The following is a 16,389-nucleotide window of genomic DNA, read 5'->3' as shown; positions in this document are numbered from 1 at the left end:
TAACCCTGTTACGGCCGAAATGAACCGACCTTTAGCGTCGCAGCAGGAATATCGCATGCTGGGCGAGCAGATTGGCCGCCGCCGAACTGCGCTGGCGATCGCCCGACAGAAACCATGCCCCCTCGACCGTGATCCGCCGGTCGCGCAGGAAGGCGCGGAAATCGTCGATCGTGACATGGTGGATGTTGGGGGTGTCATACCATTGTTCGGGCAATTGCCGCGTCACCGGCATCCGCCCGCCCCACAGCAACGACACGCGCACCCGCCATTGCGCGAAATTGGGAAAGCTGACGAAGGCGCGCCGGCCGATGCGCAGCAGATGGTCGAGCACCACGTCGGGCGCGCGCGCGGTCTGCAACGTCTGGCTGAGGATCGCATAGTCGAAGCTCTGGTCGGGATAGCCGGCGAGATCGACGTCGGCATCGCCCTGGATCACCGACAGGCCGCGCGCCACCGCCGCGGCGACGTTGCCGGGATCGATCTCCAGCCCGCGCGCGTCGCAGCCATGCGCGTCGCGTAACGCCGCCATCAGCGCGCCGTCGCCGCAGCCGATGTCGAGCACGCGACTGCCCGGCGCGACATGATCGGCGATCACCGCAAGGTCGGGGCGCAGCATGCTCATCGCCCGCCGCGCAGGAAGCCGTCGACCACGCGGTTCATCTCGGGCGCGTCGAGCAGGAAGGCGTCATGGCCATAGGGACTCGTCAGCTCGACGAAGCTGACCGGCGCGCCGGCGGCGTTGAGCGCCTGCACGATGTTGCGCGATTCGAGGGTCGGATACAGCCAGTCGGTATCGAAGCTGACCAGGCAGAAGCGCGTCGTGCCGCCGCGGAAGGCGTTGGCGAGCAGCCCGCCATGTTCCTCGGCAAGGTCGAAATAATCGAGCGCGCGGGTGATGTAGAGATAGGAATTGGCGTCGAACCGGTCGACGAAGCTCAGCCCCTGGTGGCGCAGATAGCTTTCGACCTGGAAGTCCGCGTCGAAGCCGAAGCTCTTCGCCTCCCGCGCCTGTAGCCGGCGGCCGAACTTCTCGGTGAGCCCGGCCTCCGACAGATAGGTGATATGCGCCGCCATCCGCGCCACCGCGAGGCCGGCGGCCGGCGGCTCGCCGCCATAATAGTCGCCGCCGTTCCACTTGGGGTCGGCCATGATCGCCTGTCGCCCGACCTCGTGGAAGGCGATGTTCTGCGCCGAATGGCGCGCGGTCGAGGCGATCACCACCGCCGCCGCGACGCGATCGGGAAAGGTCGCCGCCCAGCTCAGCGCCTGCATACCGCCCATCGATCCGCCGACCACCGCCTTCAGCCGCGCGACGCCGAGATGATCGAGCAGCATCGCCTGAGCGCGCACCATGTCGCGGATGGTGATGACCGGAAAGCGCATCCCCCACGGCCGCCCGGTCGCCGGATTGACGCTCGCCGGCCCGGACGATCCCATGCAGCTGCCGATCACGTTGGTGCAGATGACGAAGTCGCGCGCCGGATCGATCGGCTTGCCCGGCCCGATCAGCCGCGTCCACCAGCCCGGCTTGCCGGTGCGGGGATGCGCGGAGGCGACATGCTGGTCACCGGTCAGCGCATGGCAGACGAGGATCGCATTGCCACCGTCCGCCGCGAGCGTGCCATAGGTCTGATAGGCGATCTCGACCGGCGACAGCAGCACGCCGCCGTCGAGTCGCAGCGGCCCCGGCAGCGTCGCCAGCCGATTGCATCCGAAACGGTCATCCGCGGTCATCCCCCGGTCGCTACGGCGCTGCGCCCGACAATACAACCGCCGTCTCTGGGCACGGGTGCAGGCGGTTTGTGCGCGCAAGGCGCAGAGCCGGTGCAGGCCACAGGATTGGCTTGCCCGCCATTCCCGCTTACAGCCACGCGCATGACCGCACCTGCTCCCAAGCCGTGGATTCTCGGCATCGCGCCCTATGTTCCCGGCCGCGCCACCAGCGAGGACGGCCGCAAGGTCGTCAAACTCTCGTCCAACGAAAATCCGTTCGGCACGCCCGAGCCGGCGCGCGCCGCCTATCGCGCCGCCGCCGATCACCTCGAACGCTATCCGGACGCCGCCGCGGTCGACCTGCGCGCCGCGCTCGCCGCGCATTACGGCGTCGAGGCGGAGCGGCTGATCTACGGCACCGGATCGGACGAGGTGCTCCACCTCGCCGCCGGCACCTTCGCCGGGCCGGGCGACGAGATCATCCACGTCCGCTACGGCTTCGCGGTCTATGAGATCGCGACGCGCCGCGTCGGCGCGACGCCGGTGATCGTCGCCGACCGCGATTATGCCACCGATGTCGACGCGATCCTCGCCGCGGTCACCGAGCGGACCAAGGTCGTCTTCGTCGCCAATCCCAACAACCCGACCGGCACCTATGCGACGGCTGCGGAGATCGCGCGGCTGCACGCCGGCCTGCCTGCCTCGGTGCTGCTGGTGCTCGATCAGGCCTATACCGAATATCTCGATCCCGAGGATGACGACGGCGGCCTCGAACTCGCGCGCACCGCGTCCAACGTGCTGGTGACGCGCACCTTCTCCAAGATCTTCGGGCTCGCTTCCGAACGCGTCGGCTGGGGCTATGCCGCGCCCGAGATCATCGCGGCGATGCATCGCATCCGCGCGCCCTTCGCGTTCAGCATCGGCGCGCAGGCGGCGGCGATCGCCGCGCTCGGCGACCATGGATTCGTCGCGCGCAGCCGCGAGCACAACCGCACGTGGCGGCAGTGGTTCAGCGATCAGGTCGATGCCATCCCCGGCCTGCGCGCGGTGCCGAGCAAGGCCAATTTCGTGCTGGTGCTGTTCGAGGGCCTGCTCACCGCGGAGGATGGCTATAAGGCGCTGATGGCGGCGGGCTATGCGACGCGCTGGTTGCCCGGCCAGGGCCTGCCGCAGGCGCTGCGCATTACCATCGGCAGCGAGAGCGAGATGCGCGACGTGGTCGCGGTGCTGCGCGCCGAGGTCGAGCGCGCCGGCTGATGCTGCCCTTCGCGCGCGTCACGATCATCGGCCTCGGGCTGATCGGCTCGTCGGTCGCCCGCGCGGTGCGGCAGGCGATGCCGACGGTGCGGATCACCGGCTATGACGCCGATCCCGCGGTACGCGCCACCGCGGTGCGCATCGACCTGACCGACGATGTCGCCGACAGCGCCGGCGCGGCGGTGATCGATGCCGATCTGGTGATGCTCTGCGTCCCCGTCGGCGCGATGGGCGCGGTCGCCGCGGAGTTCGCCGACGACCTGCCCGCCGAGGCGATCGTCAGCGACGTCGGCGGATCCAAGGCGAGCGTGATCGCGGCGCTGCGCGCGGTGCTGCCACAGGCGACGATCGTCCCCGGTCATCCGGTCGCCGGCACCGAGCATAGCGGGCCGGAAGCGGGCTTCGCGACGCTGTTCCGCGGCCGCTGGTGCATCCTGACGCCCGAGGAGGGCACCGCCGAGGCACCGGTCGCGCGGCTGCGGGCGTTCTGGGAGGCGCTCGGCGCGCAAGTGGAGATCATGACGCCGCGCCACCACGACCTCGTCCTCGCGGTGACCAGCCACGTGCCGCACCTCATCGCCTATTCGATCGTCGGCACCGCCAGCGACCTCGAAGGCGTGACGCAGAGCGAGGTGATCAAATTCTCCGCCGGCGGCTTTCGCGACTTCACCCGCATCGCCGCCTCCGACCCGGTGATGTGGCGCGACGTCTTCCTCAACAACCGCGAGGCGGTGCTGGAGATCCTCCAGCGCCTGACCGAAGACGTGACGATGCTGCAACGCGCGATCCGCTGGGGCGACGGCGACCAGTTGTTCGACCTGTTCACCCGCACCCGCGCGATCCGCCGCTCGATCATCGAACAGGGACAGGACGACGCCAAACCGGATTTCGGCCGGACGCACTGACGGCGCCTGCGGGCGGATCGTTGGTGCGCACGGAGAGTGCAGAGGGTGCAGAGGGTGCAGCCCGTATTGCAGCGCGTGCTGTCTCAGGCGACGGCGCCGGATGGGTTCACGCGGAGGCGCGGAGGCGCGGAGAGGCACCGTCCGGGGCCGGCGTCGGACTGGCTCGCGATGGCCTTGGGCCCGGCGAGCCAAACCGCCTTCGCTCCGCGCGACCAACGACCAAGTGGCTCACGCGCGCCACGTCCACTTCGACGAGACCTCTGCGACACACTCTCTGGCATACCGGACATGTTCCGGCATCCACGGTTCCGCATGTGCGGAAGACGGTATTGTCGCGGCACGATGGACCCCGGAACAGGTCCGGGGTGACGACGCACTTTTGGGTGAGGCCGAGCGTGCCGCCGGCGTATCGCTGCTGATCAAGCCGACCGCTCGCTGCGGCGCAGTCGTTAGCAGACGCCCCACCATGAACGTGGCCACCCAAGACCCACCTGATTCGCCGAAGACGATCCGAACGTCTCGCCGCTCCCCTCCGCGCCCTCCGCGCCTCCGCGCGACATCTACCTGGGGAACGCGACGATCGCGCACGCCCCTCAGGCGAACACGCCATGCACGTACCACGCCCGCGCACCCTCGTCGGCGGCGTGGAAGATCCACAGGCGGCGGCCGCGGCGATCTTCGATGCGGTAATAATCGCGCAGTCCGGCGGCGTCGTGCCGCCACCATTCGCCCGCGATCCGCTCCGGCCCGGCGGCGCGTGCGACGTCATGCACGCGCCGTCGCCAGCGGAAGCGCAGCGGCGCGCCCTCAGGCGAATCGAGCACGCCCTCGATCCGCTGCGGCGGGTCGAACAGATGGATCGGCCGCGCGTCGCTCTCGGCGATCGCCCCCACCGGCGCGGCGGCGGGCAGCAGCAGCAGCTCGGCCTGCCCGTCGACCGACCGCCCGCCGCCACGCGCCTTGCGGCGGACCGGCGGTACCGGCGCCCCCGCGTCGCCGCCATCGAGCCGCAGCAGCGCCGCATCGAGCCGGTCGGCAAGCGTCACCTCCAGCCGCACGTGATCATAGCCCGGCTCGATTCCCGCCCCGCCAGTCCCGACCTGCTCGGCGAGACGACGCGCCACCGACGCGACATCGCGCGACGCCTCGCTCTCCGCGTGCAGCCGCCGCACCGGCCCGTCGGACCGGAACAGCCAGGCCTGCCAGCGTCGCCCGCCCTGCCCGCGCGCCGCCAGCATCGCCGCCGCCTCGTCCGCCAGAGCCGCGAGCGCCGCCGCCACCGCCTCCCCGGCGAGCGGCGCGTCGAAGCGCCGGTCGAGCGACGACACCGCCCGCCGCATGCAGGGCCGCGCCGGCGCATCGAGCGCGTGCAGCGCCGTGATGACCTCCGCACCGAAATGCGCCGCCAGCTCACGCGCCGGCCGCGCCATCACCTCGCCGATCGTGCGCAGCCCCGCCGCGGTGAGCGCCGCCGCCGTCTCCGCCTCGAGCCCCAGCGCCGCGACCGGCAGGCGGCGCACTGCGCGCGTCTCGTCGGGGGCCGGCGCACCGGCATGGCGGGCGAGGGCGCAGGCGATCGCAGGCGTATCGCCGAGCGCCACCCGCGCCGCGACGCCGCGCCGCGCCAGCCGCGCCTCGACCTCGGCGAGCAGCGCCCGCTCGTCCGCGCTGCGAATCACCACCACCACCGCGTCCGGCGGCATCGCCAGCGCATCGCCATAGCGGCTCGCCTCCTCGGCAAGCCGGTCGAGCCAGTCCATGTCGGCATGCGGATCAGCGGGAAACGTCTCGAGATCGGGCGCGAGCCGCAGCGCCTCGACCAAAGTCGCACCCACCGTCAGCCCGAGCCGCGCCGCCGCCGCATCGATCGCGCTGAGCTGCTGCGCCGCGCCCTTGCCCTCGACGCAGGCGACCGGCGCCGCCGCGCGCCCGGCAAACAGATGCGGCCGCGTCAGCCGCAGCCGATCGACCGCGAGCCACGGGAAAACGAGCGCGAGACAGCGCGAGGCGGATGAGTCGCTCACCCCCGTTCTTCTAATGTTCGCCCGTCGCATCCGCCAGATGCGAAATCATTCGCGCTTTTTTCGTCTTTGCTGTTGCAGCCCTCGCAGAGCGCTGCTAGTGGCGCGCCTCACCCAAACGGTGGCTCGCCAGAGCAGCCGTTTCAAGGCGCCAGAGCGGGCGTAGCTCAGGGGTAGAGCACAACCTTGCCAAGGTTGGGGTCGAGGGTTCGAATCCCTTCGCCCGCTCCAGTCTTCCCAGACATCACGAAACCGACAGGACGTCCCTCCGGACGCCCTAGACCGCCGCGAGCGAGGCGAGCAGCGTCGCTATCCGCGCGCGCAGCGCGGTGTCGCGGGTGATCTCCAGCATCGCGGCGAGGCTGCTGCGCGCGGTGGTGACGTCGCCGTCGGCGAGTTCGAGCCGGGCGCGCTCCCACCAGCCGTGGCCGTAATCGGGCGCGACCACCGTCATCCGCCGGTAGAGGATCAGCGCCCGCCGCGCCGCCCCCGCCGCCTCGGCACGCGTCGCCTGGTTGAGCAGCAGCCGCACCAGCACCGCGCGATTCGGCATCGCCGCGACATGGCTCACCGCCGGCGCGCGACCGCCCGCCACGCCCTGCACCATCGCGGCGAGTTCGGCGGCATCGACGAAGCGGCCGTCGCGGAACGGATCGATCATCACCGGCGCGGCCTCGCCGCCGATCAGCACCAGCACATGGCCGGGCACGTCGAGCACATGCGCGCTCCAGCCGAGCCGCCGCGCCGCGGCGACGTAGAGGATCGAAAGGCTGACCGGCAGCCCGCGCCGCCGTGCGATCACCTGGATCAGATCAGCGTTGGCGGGATCGTCATAGCTGTCCGAATCACCGCTGAAACCGAATTCGTCGGCGAACACCTGCGCTAGGACCTCGGCCTGGGTCTGCGCGTCGCGCGCGACGGGGGCGAGTTCGTCGAGCCGGTCGGCGACGGCATCGATCACCGCCCGCGCCGGATCGTCGTCACCTTCGGCGTGGTCGAGCAGCGCAAGCGCCAGCGCGGCGTGGTCGAGAACGATATCCTCGTCATCGAGCAGGCCCAGGCGCAACAGATCATCACTCATGTCGCCAACATGGGGGCGGCAACGGCGGTGGCAAGCCGCCCGGCGCCTCACTCGGTGAGCAATTGCACCGTGCGGATCGTCGTCGCGAGATAGATTTCGATCGCGGTCACTGCGGCGGGGGCGAGCACGATCGTATCGTCGAGCGTCGCATCGGCGGGCAGCACCAACCCGCTGTGCGTCAGATGCTGCAACCACCGCGCCACCGTCGGCCCCGAGCAGGCGAGATTCGCGGCGACCATGCCGCCGGTCAGCGGCTTGCCGGCGGCATCGGCGATGAACAGGGTGAGCAGCATCTCCCACGGCCATTCGCCGAACAATTCGGTCGGCAGCAGGCCGTAACGCGAGCGGCGGTTGACCAGGATCGCGAGCGCCGCCTCGGTCAGCCGGTCGCCGCGGCTCTCCGCGCGCTCGCCGTCGACGAAACGCGTCATGCCCGCGTTCCGCATCGGTCGCGGCCCGCGCGCAACCCCTCATCTGCCATCGTCACCTCCCTCGGCGATCGCGGCACATGCCGCCCCCTTTAGCCTTATAGCGGCATCAGCCGGCCAACCGCTCGGCGAGGAAGTCGACGAACACGCGCACCCGCGCCGGCAGGTGCGCGCCGCCGACGAACACCGCGTGGATCAGCTCGATGTCACCGGGATTATAGTCCTCGAGCAGCGCCACCAGCCGCCCGTCGGCGATCTCGCGCTCGACGCTGAACCGCCCGACCCGCGCCACGCCGACGCCCGCCGCGGCGAGCTGACCCAGCGTCTCGCCGTTGTTGGCGACGATCCCGCCCTCGACGCACAGGGTGAAGTCGCCACCGTCGCGGCGGAACGGCCAGGTCGGCTCGGCGCGGCGGAAGCTGAAGTTGAGGCAGTTGTGCGCGTGCAGGTCCTCCGGCACCGCCGGCATGCCGTGGCGCGCGAGATAGTCGGGCGCGGCGACGATGACGCGCCCGCTCTGGCCGATCTTGCGCGCGGTCAGCGCGCTGTCGGCGAGCGGGCCGAAGCGCACCGCGACGTCCGCCTGCCCCGCCGCGACGTCGACCAACGTGTCGGTCAACGCGATGTCGATCAGGATGTGTGGATAGGCGCGCGCGAAGTCGCCGAGCAGCGGCACGACGCACAGCCGCCCATGCGACAACGCCGCAGAGACGCGCAGCCGCCCGCGCGGGCTGCCCTGGTCGGCGATCTGCTGCTCGGCATCGTCGAGGTCGGCGAGGATGCGCCGCGCCGCGAGCAGATAGGCCTGCCCCTCCGCGGTCAGCGTCAGCGCGCGCGTCGAGCGGAGCAGCAGCCGCACGCCGAGCCGCGCCTCGATCCGGTCGACCGCACGCGCCACCGCCGAGGGCGTCAGCGCCAAGGTGCGAGCGGCGGCGGAGAAACTCCCCGCCTCGACCACGGTGACGAACAGCGCCAGCGCGCGCGCTCGGTCACTGCCACCCGCCAGCTTTGCATCTATCGCACAGATCCTTCGCCTGCCGCGGCGGTTCTCCACCGCCTTCTCCTGCGCCACCTAGCCGCTTCGGAACGGACAGCAAAAGGTGAATGATGGACTATCGGCAACTCGGATCGTCGGGGCTGCGCGTGCCGGCGCTGTCGTTCGGCACCGCGACCTTCGGCGGCAAGGGCGCCTTCTTCGGCGCCTGGGGGCAGAGTGACGCCGCCGAGGCGCGCCGCCTGCTCGACATCTGCCTCGACGCGGGCGTCACATTGTTCGACACCGCCGACGTCTACTCGGACGGCGCGTCGGAGGAGGTGCTCGGCGCGGCCATCAAGGGCCGGCGCGACGCGGTGCTGGTCTCGACCAAGACCGGCCTGCCGATGGGCGACGGTCCGCAGGACTGGGGCGCCTCGCGCGCGCGGCTGATCCGCGCGGTGGAGGACTCGTTGCGGCGGCTCGGCACCGATCACATCGATCTGCTCCAGCTCCACGCCTATGACGCGCACACCCCGGCCGAGGAGCTGATGGCGACGCTCGACCGGCTGATCGCCGCGGGCAAGGTCCGCTACGCCGGCGTCTCCAACTATCCCAGCTGGCAGCTGATGAAGGCCCAAGCGGTCGCGGATCGCCACGGCTGGCCGCGGCTGGTCGCGCATCAGGTCTATTACTCGCTGATCGGCCGCGCCTATGAGTGGGAGCTGATGCCGCTCGCCGCCGACCAGGGCGTCGGCGCTCTGGTGTGGAGCCCGCTCGGCTGGGGCCGGCTGACGGGCAGGATCGGTCGCGATCGCCCGATCCCCGCGGACAGCCGCCTGCATGACACCGCCGCCTTCGCGCCGCCGGTCGCGGACGAGCATCTCTACCGCGTCGTCGATGCGCTCGAGGCGGTCGCCGCCGAGACCGGGCGGACGGTGCCGCAGGTCGCGCTCAACTGGCTGTTACGACGGCCGACGGTCGCCTCGGTGATCATCGGCGCGCGCGACGAGGCGCAGCTGCGCGACAATCTCGGCGCGGTCGGCTGGACGCTCAGCCCCGGGCAGATCGCCGCACTCGACGCGGCGAGCGAGGAGCTCCCGCCCTATCCCCACACGCCCTATCGCCAGCAGGAGGGCTTCGCCCGCCTCGCGCCGCGGCTGGTCTGAGCGGAGGCCGGTCATGAAGCTCAATCCGGGCCTCCTCGCGTTGGCGATCGGCGCCTTCGGCATCGGCGTCACCGAGTTCGCGCCGATGGGCATGTTGCCCGTGATCGCCGCAGACCTGCACGTCTCGATCCCCTCGGCGGGCCTGCTGGTCAGCGCCTATGCGCTCGGCGTCCTGATCGGCGCGCCGCTGATGACGCTGACCACCGCGCGACTCGATCGCCGCACGCTGCTGATCGCGCTGATGGCGATCTTCACGCTCGGCAACGCGCTGTCCGCGCTCGCCGGCGGCTATGCGCTGCTGATGGCGGCGCGCGTCGTCACCGCGTTCAACCACGGCGCCTTCTTCGGCGTCGGCGCGGTGGTCGCGGCGGGGCTGGTGCCGCCCGAGCGACGCGCCGGCGCGGTCGCGGCGATGTTCACCGGGCTGACGGTGGCGACGATCGGCGGCGTGCCACTCGCCACCTGGGCGGGCGAGACGATCGGCTGGCGTCCCGCCTTCGCCGGCATCGCCGCGATCGGCGCGGTGGCGATGGCGGCGCTGCGCCTCGCGCTGCCGCCGCTGCCCGCGCCGGCGGGGGTGGACCTCGCCGCCGAGCTGCGCGTGCTCGGTCGCCCGCGCGTGCTGCTCGCGCTGGCGCTGACCACGCTCGGCTTCGGCGGGGTGTTCACCGTCTTCACCTATATCGTGCCGATCCTGCGCGATGTCGCCCACGCCTCGACGGCGATGGTCACCGTGTCGCTGATGCTGTTCGGCGTCGGCGCGACGATCGGCAACACGCTCGGCGGCCGGCTCGCCGACCGATCGGTGACGCGCGCGCTCGCCGCGATGCTCGGGCTGCTGACGCTGGTGCTGCTCGCCTTCGCCTGGCTGATGCACGCCCCGCTCACCGCCGCCGCCGCGATCCTGATCTGGGGCATCGCCAGCTTCGCGACCGTGCCGCCCTTGCAGATGCAGGTGATGGCGGCGGCGGGCGAGGCGCCCAACCTCGCCTCGGCGATGAACATCGGCGCGTTCAACCTCGGCAATGCGATCGGCGCGGCCTTGGGCGGCGGGGTGATCGCCGCCGGGCTCGGCCTGCCGGCGGTGGCACTGGCGGGCGCGGCGACGGCGGCGGCGGCGCTGGCGCTGCTGCTGGTGGCGGCGCGTCAGCCGCTCGGTCGGGCCGGCGCGCGCCTTACTCGAGGTACAACAGACGCAGCCGTGTGAGATCCGCGTCGCTCAGCCCCATCGCCTCATGCAACCACCCGGTTGCGCCACCCGGGTGGCGGTCGAGCACCGCCAGCGCCGCTTCGATATAGCGCCGGTCCGCCGCGGTCATCGCCGTCAGCACTCCCGGCGGCAGCTGCGACCAGCCGGCGCTCGCCGGAGCGGCGGCGAGCGTCGCGGCGTCGAGATAGCGGTTGGTGAGCAGATAATCCGCGATCACCGTTTCGCGCGGCACGTCCAGCGCGGTGAGCAGCAGCGCCGCGGCGACGCCGGTGCGATCCTTGCCCGCCGAACAATTGAAGGCGAGCGGCACATGGCCGGCGAGCAATTCGGCGAACATCCGCCGATACTGGCCGCGGAACTGGTCGAGCAGCCGCGGATAGCTGGCGGTCATCGCCGCGCGTGCCGCCTCCGCCGTCCAGCCCCGCATCGGCCCGGCGGGAAGCCAGTCAGACATGTCGAGCGCATAATCGTCGCTCAGCACCCGCGGCGCCGGCGCGGGCCATGCCACCGGCTCGGCGCCGCGTTCGCGGCTGTCGCGCAGATCGCAGACGGTGCGGATGCCGCGCCGGCGCAGCTCGGCGAAATCCGCCGCGGTCAGCCCGTGCATCGATCCCGACCGGTAGAGCAGCCCCCAGCGGACCTGCCGCCCGTCGGCGGTGCGATAGCCGCCGAGATCGCGAAAATTGCGCCCGCCCTGCAAGGGGATCAGGCGTTGCGACACCGGCCCGGCGGGCGGTGCCGGACGCACCTGCGCCGGCGCCGGCGCCACCGGCGCGGCGTGCACCATGGCGACGAGCGCCAGCGCGATCACGCCGCGCCGACTCATCAGAAGGTCACCTGCGCCTGCACGCCCAATGTGCGCGGCTCGTTATAGAAGCCGGACAGGCCGGTGGTCACCGCCAGCGATTTGTAGAAGACATGCTGTTCGTTCAGCAGGTTGCGCGCCCATAGCGACACCGCGAGCCGGGCGTCGCCCTGCCCCATCGCGATGTCCGCCAGCCCGAGCGTGCCGTTGACCAGGACGGCACTGTCGCCCTTGGGCTGATAGACGTTCGCCGCGGCACCCGGCCCGACATAGACCGGGTCCTTCGAGTCGCTGAAGAAGCCCGAATCGTAATTGCCGTCGAGATGCGCGCGCAGCGTCGCGCCGGGCACGGGCGTTTCGTAATCGACCGCCACGCTCGCCGAATCGCTCGGCGTATAAGGCTGGTAGATCGGCACCGCGAGCGCGCTGACGTCGCCCTTGGCGTTGGGATAGGGGTTCACCGCGGCGGGGATATGTACATAGGTATGCGCATAGCTGCCGTGCAGCGTCAGCCCGCGCGCCGGCAGCACGGTCAGCTCCGCCTCCAGCCCATGAATGCCGCCGGTGCCCGGCGCGTTGAGCGTCGCGATCGTCGTCCGCGTCGTCGCGCCGTTCTTGCCGTCGATATAGGGCCGCTGGAAGTCGACCTGGATGTCCTTGTACGTCCCAGCATAAGCGGCGAGGTTGAAGCGCGCGCGATGATCGAGGAATTCGGTTTTGGCGCCGATCTCGAACACCGACACCGTTTCCGGATTGAAGGCATCATATTCCTGGCTGCGCGAATTGGCGCCGCCCGACTTATAGCCGGTGCTCCACTTGCCGTAGATATGGACGTCGCGCGTCGCATCGACCGCGACATTGACCATCGGATCGATCCGCGACCAGTGCGCATCGAGCGGCAATTGCCGCGACACGCCGGCGCGGTCGACCGGCAGCTTGCCGTTGACGGTCAGCAAGGTTCCCAATTTGCTGTCCCGCGTCCAGCGCAGCCCGCCGGTGACATGGACGCGATCGTCGAGCGCCGTCGGCGACCACGTCGCCTGACCGAAGGCGCCGATGCTGCGCGTCGTCACATAGCTCGCCCGGTCGATCCGTTGCGCGGTATAGTCGAGCGGCAGCGCGGCATAATTGATCACGTCGGTGCGGAAATTGGGTGGCAGGATGACATAGCCCGTGCACCGCGCATTGCTGCACTGATCGGTGTAGAAGGCGCGGGCGTTATCCTCGACATGCTCCTGGTAATAAAGCGCGCCGGCGACGAACTTGATGTCCGGCAGGTCGCCGATCAGCTGCACTTCCTGGCTGAACTGGTTCTGGCGGAAATCGGCGAGGCTGTAGCGGGCGAAGACCCAGGGGATGGTATTGCCCCGCGCGTCCTTGGTCGTGAAGACCCCGTCCTTGGCGGACAGCGTCGTCGATGCCGAGCCATTGTCATATTGGGTCTGCGTCATCGTGCGATAGGCGCTGATCGACTTGACGGTCAGCGACGCCGCCGGCTCATAGGCGAGCGTCAGCTGGTTGCCGCGGACCTTGCCGACGCTCGGCTGCTGCGGCACGCCGACCGCGGCGTTGCGGGCGCGCCGGCCCTGCACCACGCCGAGCGGCGCCTGCGTGTAGCTGCCCGGCGCGAGCAATTGCAGGTAGAGCGGCGTCGACGCGTCGTAGGAGGTGTCGAAGGCGTAATCGGCGCTGAACCCCGTCGCCGGTTTCCACAGCAATTCGTAGCGCAGGCCGCGCTTGTCATAGGCGTTGAACCCCTCCGCGCCGTCGAGCGGATTGCGCACCAGCGGGCCGCGGTGCGCGACCACCGCGTCGATCTTGACGCTGAGGTCGTTAACGGCCGGCAGATCGAGATGCACCTCTCCCTTCGCTCCGCCATAATTGCTGACGCCGGCGATCGTGTTGAGATGGAAATGGCCGCTCGGCCGCTTGGTGACGATGTTGAGCGCACCGCCTTCGGTGTTGCGACCGAACAGCGTTCCCTGCGGTCCTTTCAGCACTTCGACATTGTCGATATCGAACAGGGCGGTGCCGAGGCCCTGCGCCCGGCCGAGATAGACGCCGTCGACATAGACGCCGACGCCCTGGTCGCGCGCCGGCTGGTTGCTGTCGCCGAGCACGCCGACGCCGCGGATGTTGACGATCAGTGCCGAATTGCGGGAGTAGAAGGGCGCGACCTTGAGCGACGGGATCGCCCCGTCCCCCAGGTCGACCAGCGACACGACATGGCGGTTGGCAAGGTCGTCGCCGCTCATCACGCTGATCGAGATCGGCGTCTTCTGCGCATTCTGCGGGCGCTTCTCGGCCGTGACGACGATGTCCCCGAGCTGGTCGGCGGTCTGCGCCGGTTCGGCACTGGCCGCGGCGGCGACCGCCTGCGGATCGGCGAGCGCCGGCGAGACGAGCAGCGTCGATGACAAAGCGCTCGCGGCGAGCAGCCGCAGCGCGGCCTTGGACGTGACGAACATCAGATTTTCCCCCGTTGATGGCGAACCATTGCCGGGCCCGATGCGGTCGGTTCGTTTCGGACGTATGACGTTTGCATCGCGGTTTTGCGACATGGCTCATCCGAGCCGCACAAACCGCGTCTGTACCCCCTCATGGTACAAGCCGCTCCATCCGACGGCCGAAAGCTACCAGGAACTTATCAGCTTAACCCAGGTTGTAGGACCATAACGGCCCTTTGGCCGCATCCCTGCAACCACGGCAATCCGCCCGGCTGCCTCCGTCGCCCGTCGCGCCGGACCGGTGGTCGTGCGACCGGAGTAACGTATGAACACCCATGAATGGCACGGTGGCGCCCGCTATGTCGGCGGCAAGGTTGAGAAAGCGGTCGGCGACGTGGCCGACAGGCGCGAGTGGCAGGCGGACGGCATCGTCGATCAGGTCGCCGGTGCCGCCGAGAACCTCTACGGCCGCGCCCAGGAGAAGGTCGGCGATGTGGCCGATGCGATCCCGCCGCTCGCCGACAAGGCACGCGGGGCGCTGACCGATGCCGGCCACCGCGCGGGCGAGGCGGCACAGCACGGCCGCGCCGTCGCGGCACGCAGCCTCGACGATCACCCGGCGGTCTGGGCGGCGCTTGCCGCCGCCGCGGCCGGCTATGCGCTCGGCTGGCTGGTCCACGGCCGCCACGGGTGAGCGACGCGCGCCCGGCGATGTCGACGCTGCCCAAAAGCCTGCGCGCGACCAGCGACCTACGTCACCTGCGCCAGATCATCGCCGGGCTCGACGAGGGCGTGATCCTGATCGACCCCGACCAGAGCCTGCTCTGGGCGAATGATGCGGCCTTGGCGATGCACGGCGTCGAACGGCTCGACCAACTGGGCGAGACGGTCGACGATTATCGTGCGCGGTTCCGCCTGCGCTATCGCAACAACCACCGCCTTGCCGCCGACGATTATCCGATCGAGCGCGTCGTCGCCGGCGAGGCCTTCTCCGAGGTCGTCGTCGAGGTGACGGTGGCGGGCGAGGAGGAGGCGCGCTGGGTCCATCAGGTGCGCAGCCTGGTGCTCAACGACGCCGACGAGGACGCGCCCACCTGTGTCGTGATGATCATACAGGACGTCACCGCGCGCTACGAGGCGGAGGAGCGGTTCGAACAGTCGTTCAACGCCAATCCGGCGCCCGCGGTGATCTGCCGCCTCGCCGACCTGCGCTTCGTCAAGGTCAACCAGGGGTTCCTCGAGATGCTCGGCGTCGAGCGCGAGGCGGTGCTCGGCCGCACCGTCTACGACATCGACGTGCTGCACGCGGCGCGCGACCGCGACCTCGCCAAGCAGCGGCTCGGCGAGGGGCGGACGATCCCGCAGATGGAGGCCGAGCTGCAGCTTCCCGGCGGCGGCACGCGTCTGGTGATCGTCGCCGGCCAGCCGATCGAGCTCGACGATCAGCCGTGCATGCTGTTCACCTTCGCCGACCTCGAGCCGCGGCGCCGCACCGAAGCGGCGCTGCGCCACAGCGAGGAACGCTTCACCCGCACCTTCCAGCTCGCCCCCGTCGCGATGGCGATCGGCGCGCGCGACGGCCATGTGCTGTGCGAGATCAACGCGAGCTTTGCGGCGCTCACCGGCTATGAGGCCGAGGCGATCGTCGGCCAATCTCTCGCCGACCTCGGCCTGTGGACGGACGAGACGGTGCGCGCCGGCGTCGAGGCGGCGCTCGCCGCCGGCGGCGACCTGCGCAACCACGAAGCGCGCATCACCACGCAGGACGGCCATCCGATCGACTGCGTCGTGTCGAGCGAGACGATCACCGTCGGCGAGGCGACCTGCCTGCTCTGGGCGTTCCAGGACATCACCCGTCGCAAGGCGACCGAACTCGAACTGGTCGAGGCGATCGAGGCGGTGATGAAGGATACGAGCTGGTTCAGTCGCTCGATCATGGACAAGCTCGCCCGGCTGCGCGCACCGCAGGCCAACAGCGACGGCCCCGGCCTCGACGCGCTCACCGCGCGCGAGCGCGAGGTGCTGGCGCTGATCTGCCGCGGGCTCGACGACAAGAGCATCGCTCGGACGCTCGACGTCTCGGGCAATACGGTGCGCAACCATGTCGCGCGGATCTACGCCAAGATCGGCGTCAACCGCCGCACCGCCGCCGCCGCCTGGGCACGCGCGCGCGGCTTCGACGACGGCGCGATCGCGCTGCAGCCGGGACGCGGCGGATGAGCAAGCCCCCCGTCAAGGCCACGACCCGCGCCGCCAAGGGCGCGGCGCGCGAGACGATCGGCAAGTTGCTCGGCGACGATGCGGCGGTGCGCAAGGGACGCGCCGAGCAGTGCGACCGGCCTGATCCGACCGATCCCAAAGATCCAGAATAACCACAGGA

15 protein-coding genes and 1 tRNA gene are annotated in these 16,389 nt (G+C 70.4%); 8 read left to right on the top strand and 8 right to left on the bottom strand.

The window, feature by feature from the left end:
- Positions 1 to 31: 31 nt before the first annotated feature.
- Complete coding sequence (gene metW, locus BW41_RS17455) at positions 32 to 622, bottom strand: methionine biosynthesis protein MetW (RefSeq protein WP_037536051.1); 591 nt, start codon at positions 620 to 622, stop codon at positions 32 to 34.
- Positions 619 to 1,734 (bottom strand): homoserine O-acetyltransferase MetX, encoded by a 1,116-nt coding sequence (gene metX, locus BW41_RS17450; protein WP_037536050.1) that lies wholly within the window; start codon positions 1,732 to 1,734, stop codon positions 619 to 621. The genes metW and metX overlap by 4 nt, the downstream gene beginning before the upstream one ends.
- A 141-nt stretch (positions 1,735 to 1,875) precedes the next feature.
- Here metX and hisC point away from each other — a divergent pair, with 141 nt between their 5' ends.
- Positions 1,876 to 2,970, top strand: coding sequence for a histidinol-phosphate transaminase (gene hisC / locus BW41_RS17445; protein ID WP_037536048.1), 1,095 nt, complete (start codon positions 1,876 to 1,878; stop codon positions 2,968 to 2,970).
- A complete protein-coding gene (locus BW41_RS17440; protein WP_037536046.1) occupies positions 2,970 to 3,875 on the top strand; it encodes a prephenate/arogenate dehydrogenase family protein in 906 nt (301 codons plus the stop codon). Before hisC ends, BW41_RS17440 begins: the two co-directional genes overlap by 1 nt.
- Positions 3,876 to 4,468: 593 nt before the next feature.
- Here BW41_RS17440 and BW41_RS17435 read toward each other — a convergent pair.
- A complete protein-coding gene (locus tag BW41_RS17435; protein ID WP_235199817.1) occupies positions 4,469 to 5,899 on the bottom strand; it encodes a DNA polymerase Y family protein in 1,431 nt (476 codons plus the stop codon).
- Between the two features lie 153 nt (positions 5,900 to 6,052).
- Here BW41_RS17435 and BW41_RS17430 point away from each other — a divergent pair.
- Positions 6,053 to 6,127, top strand: a tRNA-Gly gene (locus tag BW41_RS17430).
- A 46-nt stretch (positions 6,128 to 6,173) separates the two neighbouring features.
- Here BW41_RS17430 and BW41_RS17425 read toward each other — a convergent pair.
- From BW41_RS17425 to BW41_RS17415, 3 genes are all read right to left on the bottom strand, one after another.
- Entirely contained in the window at positions 6,174 to 6,977 is an 804-nt protein-coding gene (locus tag BW41_RS17425; protein ID WP_037536044.1) for a transglutaminase-like domain-containing protein, read from the bottom strand.
- Between the two features lie 47 nt (positions 6,978 to 7,024).
- Positions 7,025 to 7,408, bottom strand: coding sequence for a hypothetical protein (locus BW41_RS17420; RefSeq protein WP_152542400.1), 384 nt, complete (start codon positions 7,406 to 7,408; stop codon positions 7,025 to 7,027).
- Between the two features lie 106 nt (positions 7,409 to 7,514).
- Positions 7,515 to 8,423, bottom strand: coding sequence for a LysR family transcriptional regulator (locus BW41_RS17415; RefSeq protein ID WP_037536191.1), 909 nt, complete (start codon positions 8,421 to 8,423; stop codon positions 7,515 to 7,517).
- 89 nt (positions 8,424 to 8,512) lie between these two features.
- On the opposite strand from BW41_RS17415, the gene BW41_RS17410 reads away from it, so the two are divergent.
- Together BW41_RS17410 and BW41_RS17405 are read left to right on the top strand one after the other, a co-directional pair.
- On the top strand, positions 8,513 to 9,547 hold the full coding sequence (locus tag BW41_RS17410; RefSeq protein WP_037536040.1) for an aldo/keto reductase: 1,035 nt from the start codon (positions 8,513 to 8,515) through the stop codon (positions 9,545 to 9,547).
- A 13-nt stretch (positions 9,548 to 9,560) separates the two neighbouring features.
- Positions 9,561 to 10,754: an MFS transporter gene (locus tag BW41_RS17405; RefSeq protein ID WP_037536039.1), complete on the top strand. Its 1,194-nt coding sequence runs from the start codon at positions 9,561 to 9,563 to the stop codon at positions 10,752 to 10,754.
- Here BW41_RS17405 and BW41_RS17400 read toward each other — a convergent pair.
- A complete protein-coding gene (locus tag BW41_RS17400; protein ID WP_037536037.1) occupies positions 10,723 to 11,583 on the bottom strand; it encodes a tyrosine-protein phosphatase in 861 nt (286 codons plus the stop codon). The two genes, BW41_RS17405 and BW41_RS17400, sit on opposite strands and share 32 nt — an antisense overlap.
- Positions 11,583 to 14,030 carry a TonB-dependent receptor gene (locus tag BW41_RS17395; RefSeq protein ID WP_037536035.1) on the bottom strand — a complete coding sequence of 816 codons (2,448 nt, stop codon included), beginning with the start codon at positions 14,028 to 14,030 and terminating at the stop codon, positions 11,583 to 11,585. The genes BW41_RS17400 and BW41_RS17395 overlap by 1 nt, the downstream gene beginning before the upstream one ends.
- A 304-nt stretch (positions 14,031 to 14,334) precedes the next feature.
- Between BW41_RS17395 and BW41_RS17390 the strand changes: the two genes are divergently transcribed.
- From BW41_RS17390 to BW41_RS21305, 3 genes are read left to right on the top strand one after another with little or no spacing between them, the layout of a single operon-like run.
- Positions 14,335 to 14,703: a CsbD family protein gene (locus BW41_RS17390; protein WP_037536034.1), complete on the top strand. Its 369-nt coding sequence runs from the start codon at positions 14,335 to 14,337 to the stop codon at positions 14,701 to 14,703.
- Positions 14,700 to 16,229: a PAS domain S-box protein gene (locus BW41_RS17385; RefSeq protein ID WP_443027654.1), complete on the top strand. Its 1,530-nt coding sequence runs from the start codon at positions 14,700 to 14,702 to the stop codon at positions 16,227 to 16,229. The genes BW41_RS17390 and BW41_RS17385 overlap by 4 nt, the downstream gene beginning before the upstream one ends.
- On the top strand, positions 16,226 to 16,381 hold the full coding sequence (locus BW41_RS21305; RefSeq protein WP_153810810.1) for a hypothetical protein: 156 nt from the start codon (positions 16,226 to 16,228) through the stop codon (positions 16,379 to 16,381). Before BW41_RS17385 ends, BW41_RS21305 begins: the two co-directional genes overlap by 4 nt.
- Positions 16,382 to 16,389: the final 8 nt, after the last annotated feature.

It is taken from the genome of Sphingomonas sp. RIT328, assembly GCF_000632225.1.
GTDB classification, from domain to species: Bacteria; Pseudomonadota; Alphaproteobacteria; order Sphingomonadales; family Sphingomonadaceae; genus Sphingomonas; species Sphingomonas kyungheensis.
Note: the sequence above shows the minus strand (reverse complement) of the source record. Positions and strands in the feature narration are given on the sequence as shown.

Coding starts and splice junctions, on each gene's coding strand:
- metW (WP_037536051.1), bottom strand. CDS start 622: ATGAGCATGCTGCGCCCCGACCTTGCGGTGATCGCCGATCATGTCGCG.
- metX (WP_037536050.1), bottom strand. CDS start 1,734: ATGACCGCGGATGACCGTTTCGGATGCAATCGGCTGGCGACGCTGCCG.
- hisC (WP_037536048.1), top strand. CDS start 1,876: ATGACCGCACCTGCTCCCAAGCCGTGGATTCTCGGCATCGCGCCCTAT.
- BW41_RS17440 (WP_037536046.1), top strand. CDS start 2,970: ATGCTGCCCTTCGCGCGCGTCACGATCATCGGCCTCGGGCTGATCGGC.
- BW41_RS17425 (WP_037536044.1), bottom strand. CDS start 6,977: ATGAGTGATGATCTGTTGCGCCTGGGCCTGCTCGATGACGAGGATATC.
- BW41_RS17420 (WP_152542400.1), bottom strand. CDS start 7,408: ATGACGCGTTTCGTCGACGGCGAGCGCGCGGAGAGCCGCGGCGACCGG.
- BW41_RS17410 (WP_037536040.1), top strand. CDS start 8,513: ATGGACTATCGGCAACTCGGATCGTCGGGGCTGCGCGTGCCGGCGCTG.
- BW41_RS17405 (WP_037536039.1), top strand. CDS start 9,561: ATGAAGCTCAATCCGGGCCTCCTCGCGTTGGCGATCGGCGCCTTCGGC.
- BW41_RS17400 (WP_037536037.1), bottom strand. CDS start 11,583: ATGAGTCGGCGCGGCGTGATCGCGCTGGCGCTCGTCGCCATGGTGCAC.
- BW41_RS17395 (WP_037536035.1), bottom strand. CDS start 14,030: ATGTTCGTCACGTCCAAGGCCGCGCTGCGGCTGCTCGCCGCGAGCGCT.
- BW41_RS17390 (WP_037536034.1), top strand. CDS start 14,335: ATGAACACCCATGAATGGCACGGTGGCGCCCGCTATGTCGGCGGCAAG.
- BW41_RS21305 (WP_153810810.1), top strand. CDS start 16,226: ATGAGCAAGCCCCCCGTCAAGGCCACGACCCGCGCCGCCAAGGGCGCG.